This is a genomic window from Ruegeria sp. BG10 (genome assembly GCF_056538575.1).
Genome location: NZ_JBQFTI010000007.1, coordinates 80,309 through 94,442, shown reverse-complemented (window position 1 = coordinate 94,442; position 14,134 = coordinate 80,309). Strand labels below are relative to the sequence as shown.

General features: G+C 60.7%; 11 protein-coding genes and 1 pseudogene. 9 read left to right on the top strand and 3 right to left on the bottom strand.

Going from position 1 to position 14,134, the window contains the following annotated elements; translation table 11 throughout:
• Positions 1–59: 59 nt before the first annotated feature.
• The 6 genes from ACR0D8_RS20070 to ACR0D8_RS20045 all read left to right on the top strand — a co-directional run bounded on the left by ACR0D8_RS20070 (position 60) and on the right by ACR0D8_RS20045 (position 6,272).
• The gene (locus tag ACR0D8_RS20070; protein WP_480649206.1) at positions 60–1,508 is read left to right on the top strand and encodes an FAD-linked oxidase C-terminal domain-containing protein; all 1,449 of its coding nucleotides are present in this window, start codon (positions 60–62) and stop codon (positions 1,506–1,508) included.
• A gap of 25 nt (positions 1,509–1,533) precedes the next feature.
• Entirely contained in the window at positions 1,534–2,634 is a 1,101-nt protein-coding gene (gene glcE / locus ACR0D8_RS20065; protein WP_480649204.1) for a glycolate oxidase subunit GlcE, read from the top strand.
• A 4-nt stretch (positions 2,635–2,638) separates the two neighbouring features.
• On the top strand, positions 2,639–3,961 hold the full coding sequence (glcF, locus tag ACR0D8_RS20060) for a glycolate oxidase subunit GlcF (RefSeq protein WP_480649202.1): 1,323 nt from the start codon (positions 2,639–2,641) through the stop codon (positions 3,959–3,961).
• Between the two features lie 118 nt (positions 3,962–4,079).
• Positions 4,080–4,871 carry a trypsin-like serine peptidase gene (locus ACR0D8_RS20055; protein WP_480649200.1) on the top strand — a complete coding sequence of 264 codons (792 nt, stop codon included), beginning with the start codon at positions 4,080–4,082 and terminating at the stop codon, positions 4,869–4,871.
• On the top strand, positions 4,868–5,683 hold the full coding sequence (locus tag ACR0D8_RS20050; protein WP_480649198.1) for a trypsin-like serine peptidase: 816 nt from the start codon (positions 4,868–4,870) through the stop codon (positions 5,681–5,683). The genes ACR0D8_RS20055 and ACR0D8_RS20050 overlap by 4 nt, the downstream gene beginning before the upstream one ends.
• A 121-nt stretch (positions 5,684–5,804) precedes the next feature.
• The gene (locus ACR0D8_RS20045) at positions 5,805–6,272 is read left to right on the top strand and encodes an Hsp20 family protein (protein ID WP_480649196.1); all 468 of its coding nucleotides are present in this window, start codon (positions 5,805–5,807) and stop codon (positions 6,270–6,272) included.
• A 145-nt stretch (positions 6,273–6,417) separates the two neighbouring features.
• Here ACR0D8_RS20045 and ACR0D8_RS20040 read toward each other — a convergent pair whose 3' ends face one another.
• The 3 genes and pseudogenes from ACR0D8_RS20040 to ACR0D8_RS20030 all read right to left on the bottom strand — a co-directional run bounded on the left by ACR0D8_RS20040 (position 6,418) and on the right by ACR0D8_RS20030 (position 11,351).
• Positions 6,418–7,341, bottom strand: a complete 924-nt coding sequence (locus ACR0D8_RS20040) for an alpha/beta hydrolase family protein (protein ID WP_480649194.1) — start codon at positions 7,339–7,341, stop codon at positions 6,418–6,420.
• 216 nt (positions 7,342–7,557) lie between these two features.
• Positions 7,558–9,742: pseudogene (locus ACR0D8_RS20035) on the bottom strand (esterase-like activity of phytase family protein).
• A gap of 133 nt (positions 9,743–9,875) precedes the next feature.
• Positions 9,876–11,351, bottom strand: coding sequence for an NAD-dependent succinate-semialdehyde dehydrogenase (locus ACR0D8_RS20030; protein ID WP_480649192.1), 1,476 nt, complete (start codon positions 11,349–11,351; stop codon positions 9,876–9,878).
• 272 nt (positions 11,352–11,623) lie between these two features.
• Between ACR0D8_RS20030 and ACR0D8_RS20025 the strand changes: the two genes are divergently transcribed.
• From ACR0D8_RS20025 to ACR0D8_RS20015, 3 genes are read left to right on the top strand one after another with little or no spacing between them, the layout of a single operon-like run.
• On the top strand, positions 11,624–12,703 hold the full coding sequence (locus ACR0D8_RS20025; protein ID WP_475155387.1) for a hypothetical protein: 1,080 nt from the start codon (positions 11,624–11,626) through the stop codon (positions 12,701–12,703).
• A 21-nt stretch (positions 12,704–12,724) separates the two neighbouring features.
• Positions 12,725–13,012: a hypothetical protein gene (locus tag ACR0D8_RS20020; RefSeq protein WP_480649190.1), complete on the top strand. Its 288-nt coding sequence runs from the start codon at positions 12,725–12,727 to the stop codon at positions 13,010–13,012.
• Positions 13,009–14,127 (top strand): hypothetical protein, encoded by a 1,119-nt coding sequence (locus ACR0D8_RS20015; protein WP_480649188.1) that lies wholly within the window; start codon positions 13,009–13,011, stop codon positions 14,125–14,127. Before ACR0D8_RS20020 ends, ACR0D8_RS20015 begins: the two co-directional genes overlap by 4 nt.
• The last annotated feature ends 7 nt before the right edge of the window (positions 14,128–14,134 follow it).

Sequence of the window (14,134 nt, the reverse complement as noted above, 5' to 3'; positions counted from 1 at the left end):
TCTCAACTTGCCAGAACAGAAAATTGGTAATATTATTTTACCAAACGTGAGGAGCCGCCATGGAAATGCCACCGCCAAACCCCGACGTGCTGCGCCGCAAAACCACGGTTCTGCAACGGCTGCTGACGGTGCTGCCCGAAGATGCCGTGATCCACGATCCGTCGGAAACGCGCGCCTATGAATGTGATGCGCTGACCGCCTACAGATGCCCGCCGATGCTGGCGGTGCTGCCGTCCACGACGCAAGAGGTGTCTGACGTGTTGCGCATCTGTAACGAGGAAGACGTGCCAGTAGTGCCGCGCGGCTCGGGCACGTCGCTGGCGGGCGGGGCGTTGCCGACCGCAGATTGCGTTATTCTGGGTATTGCACGGATGAACGACGTGCTTGAAACAGATTACGACAACCGCGTCATCCGCGTGCAGGCCGGCCGCACCAATCTGAGCGTGACCGGCGCGGTCGAGGAAGAGGATTTCTTTTACGCACCCGATCCCTCGTCACAGCTGGCCTGTGCGATTGCCGGCAATATCGCGATGAACTCGGGCGGGGCGCATTGTCTGAAATACGGCGTGACGACGAACAACCTGCTGGGCGTGACCATGGTGATGATGGATGGCAGCGTGGTCGAAATCGGTGGCGCGCATCTGGATGCCGGCGGGCTTGATCTGCTGGGTGTCATCTGCGGGTCCGAAGGGCAGCTGGGTGTCGTGACCGAGGCGACGTTGCGCATCCTGCGCAAGCCCGAAGGGGCGCGGCCCGTTCTGATGGGCTTTGATGACAATGAGGTCGCCGGGCGATGCGTGTCGGATATCATCAAATCGGGCATCCTGCCGGTTGCCATCGAATTCATGGATACGCTGTGCATCAAAGCCTGTGAAAACTTCGCCCATGCGGGCTATCCCGACTGCGCCGCGTTGCTGATTGTCGAGGTGGAGGGGTCTGAGGCCGAGATCGACCATCAACTGTCGAAGATCATCGAGATCGCCAAACGCCACAACCCGGTCGAGCTGCGCGAAAGCCAGTCGGCTGAGGAAAGCGCGAAAATCTGGCTGGGGCGCAAATCAGCGTTTGGGGCGATGGGCCAGTTGAACGACTATATGTGTCTGGACGGCACAATCCCGGTCTCGTCGCTGCCCGAAGTGCTGCGCCGGATCGGCGAGTTGAGCGCCGAGTACGGTCTGCCGGTGGGCAACGTGTTTCATGCGGGCGACGGCAACATGCACCCGCTGATCCTGTTCGACGCCAACAAACCCGGTGACCTTGAGAAATGCGAGGCCTTTGGCGCCGACATCCTGAAACTCTGCGTGGATGTGGGCGGCTGTCTGACCGGTGAACATGGGGTGGGCATCGAAAAGCGGGATCTGATGACGCATCAATATGCGCCTTCCGATCTTGAGGCGCAAATGGCAATCAAGGACGTGTTCGACCCGAACTGGCTACTGAACCCCGCCAAAATATTCCCGCTGGAGGCATCCGATGCACGTCGTGCGGCCCGGATTGCGGCCGAATAACAGGCTCTAACACAGAAGAAACGCGATGAGACCAGAGACAGAGGCCGAACTGGCCGATATCGTGGCCGGGCTGACAGATCCGGTGCGCATCGCGGGTGGCGGCACCCGCGGCATTGCCGGGCTGGGACCGTGCCTTGAAACCGCTGGTCTGAGCGGCATCACCCTTTATGAACCCGGTGCGCTGACCCTCGTGGCGCAGGCCGGAACGTCCGTGGCCGAGATCGAGGCCGCGTTGGAGGCCGAAGGCCAGCAACTGGCGTTTGAGCCGATGGATCACCGTGACCTGCTGGGCACCAGCGGGGAGCCGACCATCGGTGGTGTGGTGGCCGCCAATGTCTCCGGCCCGCGCCGCATTCAGGCCGGGGCCTGCCGCGACTTTCTGCTGGGTGTGCGCTTTGTCGACGGCACGGGACAGGTGGTCAAGAACGGCGGCCGGGTGATGAAAAACGTGACCGGCTATGATCTGGTCAAGCTGATGGCCGGGTCCTGGGGCACGCTGGGTGTGCTGACCGAAGTGTCGCTGAAAGTGCTGCCGAAGCCCGAGGCAACCGCCACTCTTGCCGTTCAGGTTCCAAACTCCGAGACCGCTGTTCAGGTCCTGTCCGCCGCGCTGAAGTCGCCGTACGAGGTCAGCGGTGCGGCCTATGATCCCGACCAGGGATGCGCCCTGCTGCGGGTTGAGGGGTTTGCAGATTCGGTCACCTACCGGGCCGGGCAGTTGCAGGCCGCCCTGTCCGGCTTCGGCGATACGGCCCGGACAGACGACCAACCTGATCCGTGGCGTGCAGTGCGCGACGTCAGCGCTTTTCATGGGCAGGGCGGCGATGTCTGGCGCATCTCGGTCAAACCGACGGATGCGCCTGCGGTGGCCGCACGTCTCGATGCGGAGCGGACTTTGTTCGACTGGGGCGGCGGCCTGATCTGGGCGCTGGTGCCCGCTGATACCGATCTGCGCGCCTGTTTGGGTGCATTCGATGGCCACGCGACGCTGGTGCGGGCCAGCGCCGCGACCGCCGAGGCGCTGGGCCGGTTTCAGCCCGAACCAGCCCAAATTTCGGCTCTGACAAAGAGGATTCGGCAGAAATTCGACCCGCGCGGCGTGTTCAACCCGGGACTGATGGGATAATCCGATGCAGACGACCTTCACCGAGACACAACTGCAGGACCCGGCGATCCGGCGCTCGAATGACATCCTGCGCAGTTGCGTCCATTGCGGGTTCTGCACCGCCACCTGCCCGACGTATCAGGTGCTGGGCGATGAACTGGACAGCCCGCGCGGGCGCATCTACCTGATCAAGGACATGCTGGAAAATGAGCGGGTGCCGGACGAGAAGACGGTCAAACATATCGACCGCTGCCTGTCCTGTCTGGCCTGCATGACCACCTGCCCGTCAGGCGTGCATTACATGCATCTGGTCGACCACGCGCGGGACTATATCGAACGGAATTACAAACGGCCTTTCACGGATCGCGCGCTGCGCTGGGTGCTGGCGCAGATCCTGCCCTATCCGACGCGGTTTCGCTGGGCGCTGATCGGGGCAAAGCTGGGCCGCCCGTTCCGCTTCCTGATGCCCGATGCGCGCCTGCGGGCGATGTTGGATATGGCGCCGAAACAAATCCCTCCGGTCAGCCGCAACGATGACCCGCAGAGCTTTGCCGCCAAAAGCCCGCGTCTGAAACGGGTGGCGCTGATGACGGGCTGTGCGCAAAAGGCGCTGAATACCGATATCAACGACGCCACGATCCGCCTGCTGACGCGGCTGGGCTGTGAGGTCGTGGTGGCCCGGGGCGCCGGCTGTTGCGGCGCATTTACCCATCACATGGGTAAATCCCGCGACAGCCACAGGGCCGCCGAGGCCAATATCAGGGCCTGGACCGCGGAAATGGACGACAAGGGGCTGGACGCTATCGTCATCAACACGTCAGGCTGCGGCACGACGGTCAAGGACTACGGGCACATGTTCCGCAACGATCCGTTGGCGGCAGATGCGGCGCGGGTATCGGCAATTGCCATGGATGTCAGCGAATTGCTGGTGCAACTGGACCTGCCCGAAGGGGAACCCAAGAGCCTGACCGTGGCCTATCACGCGGCCTGCTCCCTGCAGCACGGTCAGGGGATCAAATCGCATCCCAAGAACCTGCTGAAAACGGCCGGATTTACCGTGTTAGAGCCTGCTGATAGCCATCTGTGCTGTGGCAGCGCAGGCACGTACAATCTGATGCAGCCCGAAATCTCGGGCAAGCTGAAGCAACGCAAGATCAAAATGATCGAGGCGAAAAACCCCAATGTCATTGCGGCGGGCAACATCGGTTGCATGATGCAGATCGGTTCCGGCACCGACATTCCCATTTTGCACACGGTCGAATTGCTGGATTGGGCCACGGGCGGTCCCATGCCCCCTGCGTTGCGGCCTGGCCGAGCGACCGGACCGGCGGTTCCGGATCTCAGATAAGCGCGGCTGATGCAGGGGTGCATCAGTTGTCGGGTGAAACCCGGCGTTGCGTATCCGCCCTATTTTCGCCTCACCCGGCGCATAGGAAGATTACCTGACAGCAACGCCGGAGAACCGATTGCGAAACTGGATCAGGGCTATTGCGCTGGCTATGATGCCAATGGCCGCCATGGCGCAGGACAGCGGGCTCAAAAGCCTGGAAACCACCGATTCCGGGCGGGCGTGGATGGCCGTTGGCCGCCTGAACATCAATGGCGCGGGATTCTGTACCGGCACGCTGATCTCTCCGACGCTGGTTCTGACCGCTGCGCATTGCCTGTATGACAGGGCAACCGGGCAACGGATCGATCTGTCTCAGGTCGAGTTTCTGGCCGCGTGGCGTCTGGGCCGGGCTTCGGCCTATCGGGCGGCGCGTCAGGCGGTCATTCACCCCGATTACCGGTACAGCGACCAAGGCTCTGCGGCGCGGCTGGGCAGTGACATCGCGCTGATCGAGCTGTGGCAACCCATTCGGAACACCACCGTCATCCCGTTTGAAACCGGCGACCGGCCGCGTCGGGGGGCTGAGGTGGGCGTGGTCTCTTACGCCCAGAACCGGGCCGAAGCCCCGGCGCTGCAAGAGGTGTGTTCCGTGATGACCCGCCGGTCCGAAGTTCTGGTGATGTCCTGCGATGTGGAATTCGGGTCCTCGGGCGCGCCGGTCTTTTCCTTTGACGGCGACCGCCCGCGCGTGGTGTCCGTGGTGGCCGCCAAGGCCGAGTTCAACGGGCAGCGCGTCTCTGTTGCCACCGCGGTCGAAGGCTCTGTTCAACTGTTGCAGGCCGAACTTACAGCGGGGCGGGGTTACGCTGCCTCTTCGTCGCAGGGCGGGGCAAACCGCAATATCGGTGCCCGGTTCATCAAGCCATGACGCGGCTCCTGATCGGCCTTCTGTTCAGCCTTGCGATCGCATCGACGATGGCGCAGGCGCAAAGCGGCAAGCGCAAGCTGACCGACCGTGACGACCTTTACGGGTGGGAGGCCGTCGGACGTCTGGATATCGGCAATCAGGGGTTTTGCACGGGGACATTGATCGCGCGCGATCTGGTCCTGACCGCAGCCCATTGCGCAATCGAACGGCGCACCGGTACGCCCTATGCCCCCGGCAAGGTGACTTTTCGGGCCGGGCTGAGTGACGGCAAGGCTCTGGCCGACCGCAAGGTGGTGCAGATCGCGATACATCCGGGTTATGTGAACGGCCCGGTGCTGTCGGCCGAGACCGTCAGATCGGATGTCGCCCTGATGCGGCTGGAACAGCCGATCCCCTATTCCGTCGCCGACCCTTTTGCCCTGCACAGCGGGAATGTCGCTGGAAATGAGGTCAGCATCGCCTCATACGGGCGCGGCCGGTCCGAGGCGATCACCCGCGAGCGGTCCTGCCGTATTCTGCAACGGCGGCAGGGTCTGATCACGTTCAACTGCGACATTACCTTTGGGTCGTCCGGTTCTGCCCTGCTGGCGCGAAACGGCCCGCGCTGGCAGATTCTGTCGGTTGTGTCCGCTGTCGGATCCGATGGCCGTCAGAAGGTGGGATTCGGCATGGAACTGTCTGGCATCGTTGCCGAACTCAAGACGATCCTGCGTCGGGATGCGCCGCAGCCCAAGGCCGCGATCCGCCGTTTGCAGGTCGGGTCGGGCAAATCGGATTCAGGCGCCAAATTCATCAGCTCCGGCGGGGGTTGAACTCGGTCAAACCGCTACCCATGTGAACTGTATCGGGTCGCCGCAAACGGGGCCCGGGATACATCACCGCCCGTCCGATCGGAGGGCAAACGTAGATCGCTCTGACATGAGGATATGACACATGCGTACATTTGATTTTGCACCGCTGCACCGCGCCACCATTGGCTTTGACCAGATCGCCGACATGATGGACCGCGTTCTGACCAACGACGTGGCCCAGCCCAGCTATCCGCCCTACAACATTGAAAAAACCGACGCCGACACCTATCGCATCTCGGTTGCTGTCGCTGGTTTCGCCGAAGCCGATCTGTCGGTTGAAGTGAAGGAAAACGCGCTGATCGTCGCCGGCAAGAAGGCCACCGACGAAAAAGAGCGCAGCTATCTGCACCGTGGCATCGCCACCCGCGCGTTCGAGCGCCGCTTCGCTCTGGCTGACCACGTGCGCGTCACCGGCGCAAGCCATGAGAACGGCATGCTGAACATCGACCTCAAGCGCGAAGTGCCCGAAGCGCTGAAACCGCGCCGGATCGAGATTTCTTCGGCCAATGCCATCGAAAAGGACGTGGTCGACGCCAAGGCCGTGAACTAAGGCGGTCGATCACCACGCCGCGATGATCTTCTCCTCTCTGGGTCATCGCACCATGCGCCCCGCGTTCCTCCAGACGCGGGGCGTTGTGTTTTGGGCGTGGATTGGAGGGTGGAACGCCCAATTTGCGGGGCAAAGCAAGCGCTTATTAATTGGCCTGAAGGGCTAGTGCCGTGTCAAAGAACGCGATGATTTTTTTATTGAAAATCTTGTGAAAGGCACCCCGATCAAAGCCATCGGCGTCCATACACAGTCTGTTCCACAGTTTGGGCTTAATGTCCCTAAGACGTGAATCGCATTCGACTAGAAAGGCAAAGTGCCCGGCGTTTTCGACAATATGAACTTCCGGTGCATTCGGTAGATTAGCAGCAATGTTCGCCCCGTTTGTATCATGGGGAACGCTGTCATCAATAGCGCCGGACCAAATCTGGACAGGCATAGTGACGTTAGACAAAGCTGCTTTGTCAAAACTGTAGCCGAACCCCGGTGCCGAAATACTCACCGCAGAAATTCGTACACTGCCGGCGACAGCACGTATTTGCGGTCCGATTTCTGAGGGATTGACTTCATTCAGTAATCCCATTCGGCACGTGTATTCGTTTGGTACATAGGCGCAATGTTTGGCTGCCAAAGAAAAATCGGGAATGGCGCCGGCGGCGACGAGCGCAGTGTAACCGCCCGCCGAAAAGCCGAAAATGCCGATCCTTTCTGGATTGATGCGATCCGCATGTGTCCAGTCGGACAGCATGTATTTGATTGCGTCCGAGATATCCGCCGGACGAGATACCAGCCATTCAGCAGGAGACGCACTGCCAGACTTGCTATTGTCATCACGATGCGTCGGAGCAACTGCGATATACCCGGCTTCGGCCAATGCAAGAGCGGTGTCCGCGTGCCCTCCCATCCAGCCGTTATTTCCGTGCGACAGCAGAACCAAGGGTAGGCCATTCCCCTCGACTTGGCCACCAAGCGCCAACGCCTGACGGAAAGGCGTGTTTGGTGACTGCGGAATAGGAGAGGAGGACGGATACCAGATTCCGATGTCGATTGGCGGTGTGGTTGGGATCGACATTCGCTCAAATCCGGCTGCCTGCAAGTGCACAGGGCAGAGAACAAGCGAGATGCTCAGGAGCAACTTAAGTCGCATTCATCTCAACTCCCAATAAGCCTAAAAAGACAATACATGTGACCCCTCACTAGGCAAATGCTGAAAAGGGCGCAAAACCGCATACAAAAGAAAAAGCCCCGCGCGGTTCGCGCGGAGCCCATCAGCAAGGTGGGATGAAGATCAATTCCCAGCCGTTACCGACCCGATCGACCAGAACATCGTCTCGCCCGAGGCATCGTCGACGCCGTCATTGTCGGTCATCACAAACGCCTCGCCCGAGGGCAGAATGGCCAGACCTTCGATCTTGTCCAGAACGTAACCACCGGTCGAGGTCAGGTCGGGCAGCAGATCGCGGACCTCTTCCTTGCTGACCACGGGCCGAGGGCCACTCAGCGGGGCCGGGGTCATCTCGGACAGCGGGATGCGGTAGATCTTTTTGGTCACGGCGCGGTGGTCATGCTGATTGTCGCGTTCGATGACATAGACATGGTCGCCGAAGGCCACGATTTCCGACAGGCCGATCCAACCTTTGTCCGGGTCCGCCTTGGGATAGTGCACAGCGCCCCATTCTTTGGTGTCCAGATTGTAGGCAACCAGTTTCACGTGGTTCTCGGGGTCGTCCTTCCACTCACGCTGAACGGCCATCCAAAGGGTGTCGCCAACCTTGGTGATACCCTCAAAGCCAAAGCGTTTCTCGACCGCCATCAGTTCCGCTGGCAGGCCGATCTCACCCTTGCGGTCCTTGATCAGACCATCGGCAGACACGTGATAAATCGCGTGCGGGATCACGCGGTCAGTACGGCCCTCGGAGGCGACGTAAAAGCCGCCGTTGCCGTCCAGCGTGATGCCCTCAAGGTCCAGCTTCTGCGCCGGGTTGCCGTCCTGGCGGTGAATTCGGATCACGTCTACGATGTGGGCCGGGGTCCGGCTGGGGTCGATCTTGAAGATCGACGGCTGGAAGCCGTAGAAAGCTGTCATTGACCGCATAGATCATGCCGTCCTCATCTGCGACCAGACCGGACAGCGCACCCCATCCAATCAGCTCGTCCGCGCCTTCCGAGGTCAGATGCGGATAGCTGGCGGGGGCGTCCTGATACTCAAAAATCGAGACATGCGCGCGCGGGCCGCCATCTTCGATCAGGTCTTTCTCATTGGCCGAGATCAGCAGGTTGCGTTCCGGGATCGCCACATAGCCTTCCGGGCCAATGCCCGAGGGCAGCAGTTGCTTCAGCACCGGGTTCGCCGGGTCGGTGGCGTCATAGACCCCCACGACCGAGGCGCGCTCGGCCCCGACAAAGATCATCGGTGTGCCGCCAAAGGTCGCTGCGGTCACGCTTTCCGGCTCAACGCCTTTGCTGTCCGAGCGTTTGTCGGGGTAGTGGCCGATCTGGATGATGGCTTTCTCGAACTCGGTGCCGTTCTCGTAAACAACGGTGCCGTCTTTGTGGAAGATCGTCCAGCCGCGCGAACCGCCTTCGTAGTCGCCTTCGTTGGCGGTGGCGAAGTGGGTGTCGTCGATCCACTTTACCGCGTCCGGCTCGCGCAGACGCCCCGGCTGACTTTCGGTAAAGATCAGCGCGCCGCGTTCGTCTGTGGCGTCGATACCTTCCAGATCAACGCTGCCTGCCGAGAAATGGCTGACCACGGTACCGTCCTTGTCGACAACCGCGATGTGGTTGTTTTCCTGCAGCGTGATGACGGTTTCACCAAGGCCGTTGATATCCACGAACTCCGGCTCGGGGTCGGTCGGCGCAACTTCGGCCAGACCGGTCAGCGAGGCCATCTTCATGCCTGCACACTCCAGCGCGCCGTCTTTCAGCGGCACCATGGCCAGCGACCCGGCGGGCAGCTGCGGGATGACACCATCGTTCAGGTCTTCGTCCCGCTCATTCTCGATTGCCACGGCAACAAAGCTGCCATCTGGGGCGACGGCAACGCTGTCGGGCTGACCGCCCAGATCGCAGGCGGCGGTTTCCGCCTTGCTCGCGATGTCGACAGAAATCAGCTTGCCCGATGGCGCGGTGTAGCTTTCCGACGTGTTGATGCCGACATAGGCCGTCTCACCAATGATCCCAACCGAAGTCGGCTCACCACCCACATCCATCGCACCCAGCGGCGCGGGGTTCGCAGGGTCGGTGATATCGACCATGCCGATCACACCCAGCGGGCTGTCGGTATAGACCAGCGTCATGCCATCGGCGGTGGCCGCGATGATCTCGGGCGAGGTTTCGCGGGTGGTATCGGCCCCCTCAGCCATGTTCTTGACGACGGGGAAAGACGCAATCCGGTTGAAATTCATCTCTGCCACGGCCTGACCGGCGGTCAGGGCAAGGGCAGATGTCAGGCAGACAAAGCGCAGTGACATCGGTGTTTATCCTCTCTGGGTTGGACGCCAGAGGGATGGTCGCCGTTCATTGCGGTTTTGTGACGGTTGCGATTCAGTTTGATGACAAGCGCATAAAGAATGGCCACCGCCTAAAGGCGATGGCCGGATCAGATCAGACTGACAGGCAGACGTATTTCATTTCGAGATAGTCTTCCATGCCGTGGTGGCTGCCTTCGCGGCCCAGACCGGATTGCTTGACGCCGCCGAACGGGCCCAGCTCGGTCGAGATGATGCCGGTATTCACGCCGACGATGCCGTATTCCAGCGCCTCGGCCACTTTGTAGACGCGGCTGAGGTCATTGGCATAGAAATACGACGCCAGACCAAAGATCGTGTCATTGGCCATGGCGATCACGTCGTCTTCGTCTTCGAACCGGAACAGCGGGGCCAGCGGCCCGAAGGTCTCGTCCTGCGCCACCAGCATGTCCTGCGTGACCCCGGTGACGATGGTGGGCTGAAAGAAGGTGCCGCCCAGATCGTGGGGCAGGCCGCCGGTCAGAACCGCGCCGCCCTTGTCGGTCACGTCCTTGATGTGTTCTTCGACCTTGGCGACCGCGTCATCGTTGATCAGCGGACCGGTCGTGGTGCCGTCGCTCAGACCATCGCCCACTTTCAGCGCCTCGACCGCAGCTTTCAGTTTGGCGGCGAATGCGTCGTAAACCCCGGCCTGCACATAGATACGGTTGGCGCAGACGCAGGTCTGACCGTTGTTGCGGAACTTGCACAGCATCGCGCCTTCGACGGCGGCATCCAGATCGGCATCGTCGAACACGATGAACGGTGCGTTGCCGCCCAGCTCCATCGAGCATTTCATCACCTGATCCGCCGCCTGGCGCAGCAAAATGCGCCCCACTTCGGTCGAGCCGGTAAAAGTCAGCTTGCGCACGCCCGGGTTCTCGCAGAACTCCTTGCCGATCTCGCTGGCCCGGGACGATGGCACCACGTTGAACACGCCGGCGGGAATGCCCGCCTGTTCCGCCAGCGCGGCCAGCACCAGCGCCGACAGCGGGGTTTCCGTTGCCGGGCGCGCAACAAAGGCGCAACCGGCGGCCAGCGCCGGCCCGGCCTTGCGGGTGATCATCGCGTTGGGAAAGTTCCAGGGCGTGATCGAGGCCGCAACGCCAATGGGCTGCTTCATCACCATGATCCGTTTGTCGCGCTGGTGGCCGGGGATCGTCTCGCCATAGACCCGCTTGGCCTCTTCTCCGAAGAATTCGATGAAGGATGCACCATAACCGATCTCACCCACGGCCTCGGCCAGTGGCTTTCCCTGTTCGGCGGTCAGTATCTTGCCCAGATCCTCGGCGTTTTCCATCATCAGATCGTACCAGCGGCGCAAAATGGCCGCGCGTTCTTTACCGGTCAGCTTGGCCCATTCCTTTTGCGCCGCCTCCGCCTGTGCGATCGCCCCGGCGACCTGTGCGCGGCTGACATCCGCCACCTCGGCCACCACATCGCCGCGTGCCGGATTGGTGACGGCAAAAGTGCCGTTATCCCCATCCACCCACTGGCCGCCGATATAAGCCCTGGTCACCAGCAAGTCGGGATTCTTCAGGATGGATTTCAGGTCGGTTGTTGCGTCCAGCATGGGTCGGCCTCCGGCAGGAATTGTGTCTCGCGCACACAAGCAGGTGGCGCCGGGATTGTCTATGTCCACTATCGGCGGCAGATCAAGCCAGACCTGAGGCGGATGGCCTTTGTGCAATCCGTCAACACTTCCCGGATCAGGTCCCGCATCGCGCCTATCTTTTTCAGTGCGAGTTTGCCAAAGTCTGAATGATTTTCGGGCCCGAGGGGATGTAAATGGCCGTAACATTCCCTATCTAATTGGGTAATTAAAGAAAAAAAGGGATAGCAGAGATGTCGAACCAGCAATTTGAAGCCTTGATCGAAGAGACTCAGGCGAAAGTGCGTGAAAGCCAGTCACAGATCGAGGGGCTGACCTCGCGGATCGAGGCCGCACGGGCCAAGATCGGCACCACTGAGGCGGATATCGACATCGAAAATGCCACGCTTGAGGACGTTCACGCCCATACCGAGGTGATGAACGCCAATATCGCCGAGCTGATCATGGGTCTGGACGACGTCACCAACGCGTTTTCCAAGGATTTCGACGAGATGCGCTCAAAAACCGGGTGGGAGAGCTTTGTCGGCATCTTCGCCAAGGCCAAATCCGAGTCGATGCGGCAGGAGCGGATGCGCACCGCCAATATCGACGACAAGCTGCAGGACCTGATCGCCAAATCCGACGTGATCGTGAAGCTGCTGGAAGGGCAGTTGTCCGTGCTGGAAGAACAGCGCGTGAAGGTCGAGGACAACCTGACCGGCACGCTGGACGACCGGGAGGCGACCGTGGCCGAGCTGGAGGCGCTGCGCGCCGAGATTCAGGGCATGGACCCGGCTATTATCACGCTGGAAAACAAGATCAGCGTCGAACAAGACGCCGCCGCGCGCACCCAGCTGGAAACCGAACTGGCCGAGCTGAACAAGCAATACAACGCCAAGGTTCAGGAAGAGCAGGTCAAGCTGGCCAAAAGCCAAACGCTTGAGCGCTATATTGAAAAGGGCAAGACCTGGGTCGATTCACTACAGAACCAGGCGGCGACGCAGATGGTGCTGATCAACAAGCTGCAGACAGACACGCAACAGCGCGTGGTGCTGTATGACGCCCTGACCAAATCGCTGAAAACCGCGCAGCAGCAGGACGTGGCCCACCGCATCAACGAGATTGGCGTGCAGACCGACCAAGAGGCCCAAACCGCCATGGCCGCCATCGGCACCGCGACCAACCAGAAAATGGCGGACATGCTTGAGGCGCATGAGGACCACATGGTCTTTGCCCGCGACGTGCTGGAGAAAAAGGCCAAGGCGGATGAACGCTTTGCCCGCCGGTTCGCGTCGATTGTCGAGAAGCATGATAAGAACCTGTATGGCGGATGAACTCGAGAGTGATCACAACGAATGCCATTTTTCTTAGAGCAAGATAGCAACAAGACTTGGGTTGAGCGAAACGGTGAGCTTGTTTGGGGCGCAATTGGTCTCGTATTCCTCGCATTCTTTCTGACGATGATGGTGAATGGGTTTTATCTGTTGTGCGGCGTTGGCGTTATCGGCGCTTTGTGGTCGGCCTATCGATTGGAAATGTTCCGTAGGTCGCAAGGCATCAACAGCGTACCCACAAGTGCCGACGGCGATGACGTTCAGCCTCCCAATCTAAACCTGACCGATATTGGTGGCGGTGATGCATGACTGACCCCACAAAAGACCATGTGGGACTAACCGACACCTTCGCCTCGCGCCGCTACTTCCGCAAATTCGAGGTGATCACCGTCCATCTCCTGCGCGTGGCCGCGACGATGGAGGCGGAGGGCGCGATCAGCAAACAAGAGGTGCGGATCGTGTCGCGCTACCTCTCGGGGCTGCTCTACACCTTCCGCGCGCTATCCATGAAATACCTGCTGGTCGGGCGCGATACCGGGCGGTTCTTTGGCAGCCTTGCGATGGACAAACGCGACAGCGGGTTTCCGGTGGCGGCCGAGTTGCTGACCATGGCTAACGATGCGCAGCAGGCGCAGGTGCATCTGGCGAATATGCCCTCGGAAGAGGACCTGAAAACCGACATGGTGCGGACGATCATTAGCGATCAGGAAATCCCCACCAAGCTGCAATTCGCGCTGTCCCAAAGGCTCTATTACGAGGAATTGCTGAAAGGCCAGCTGTTCTGGGCCCGCAACGATCCCGAATGTCACTGGATCGGAAATGAAGGTGAACGGCGTAGGTTCATGATCCACTGGGCGGTTTATGACAGCCAGATCAACCTGCCGGTCATCTACCTGATGCAGCTTGAGGACAGCGGCAAAACCGCCCTGCCCAAGGACCAACGCCGCTGGCCCGAGGTTCAGGCGCATCTGATGGCGCAATCCTTGGGCGGGTTGAAGCTGGTAACCATCGCCAAAGGCTTCGATCAGGATTTCGATGACCTGCACCCCAAACACCTGCGCCGCATCCATGTGGGTCCAATGTATTCCTCGGCCTATACCGAACAATCTGGCCCGCTGCGGCAGGTGCTGGAGGACGCGCAGTCTCCGCAAGGTCAGGACTGGGCACTGGCCTGGACCACCGAGGAACTGGAAAGCGAAGAGGTCATCGAAGAGCGCGCCGGGTGGTTCTCGACCGTTGAGCGCGAGGTCTTTGCGCTCGACCCGTTTGGTGGGCAGGGGGCTGAGACCGGAGCCACCCGGACCCAGCGCTCGATCATCCTGCCCCAGCGCCCGTTTCAGGTGCTGGCCGAGCGTAACCCGCCGGGCTTTGCGGATGTGCGCAAGTTCGTGGTCAGCAAGTCCGGGCAGGTGTTGAGATATTGAAGACAGC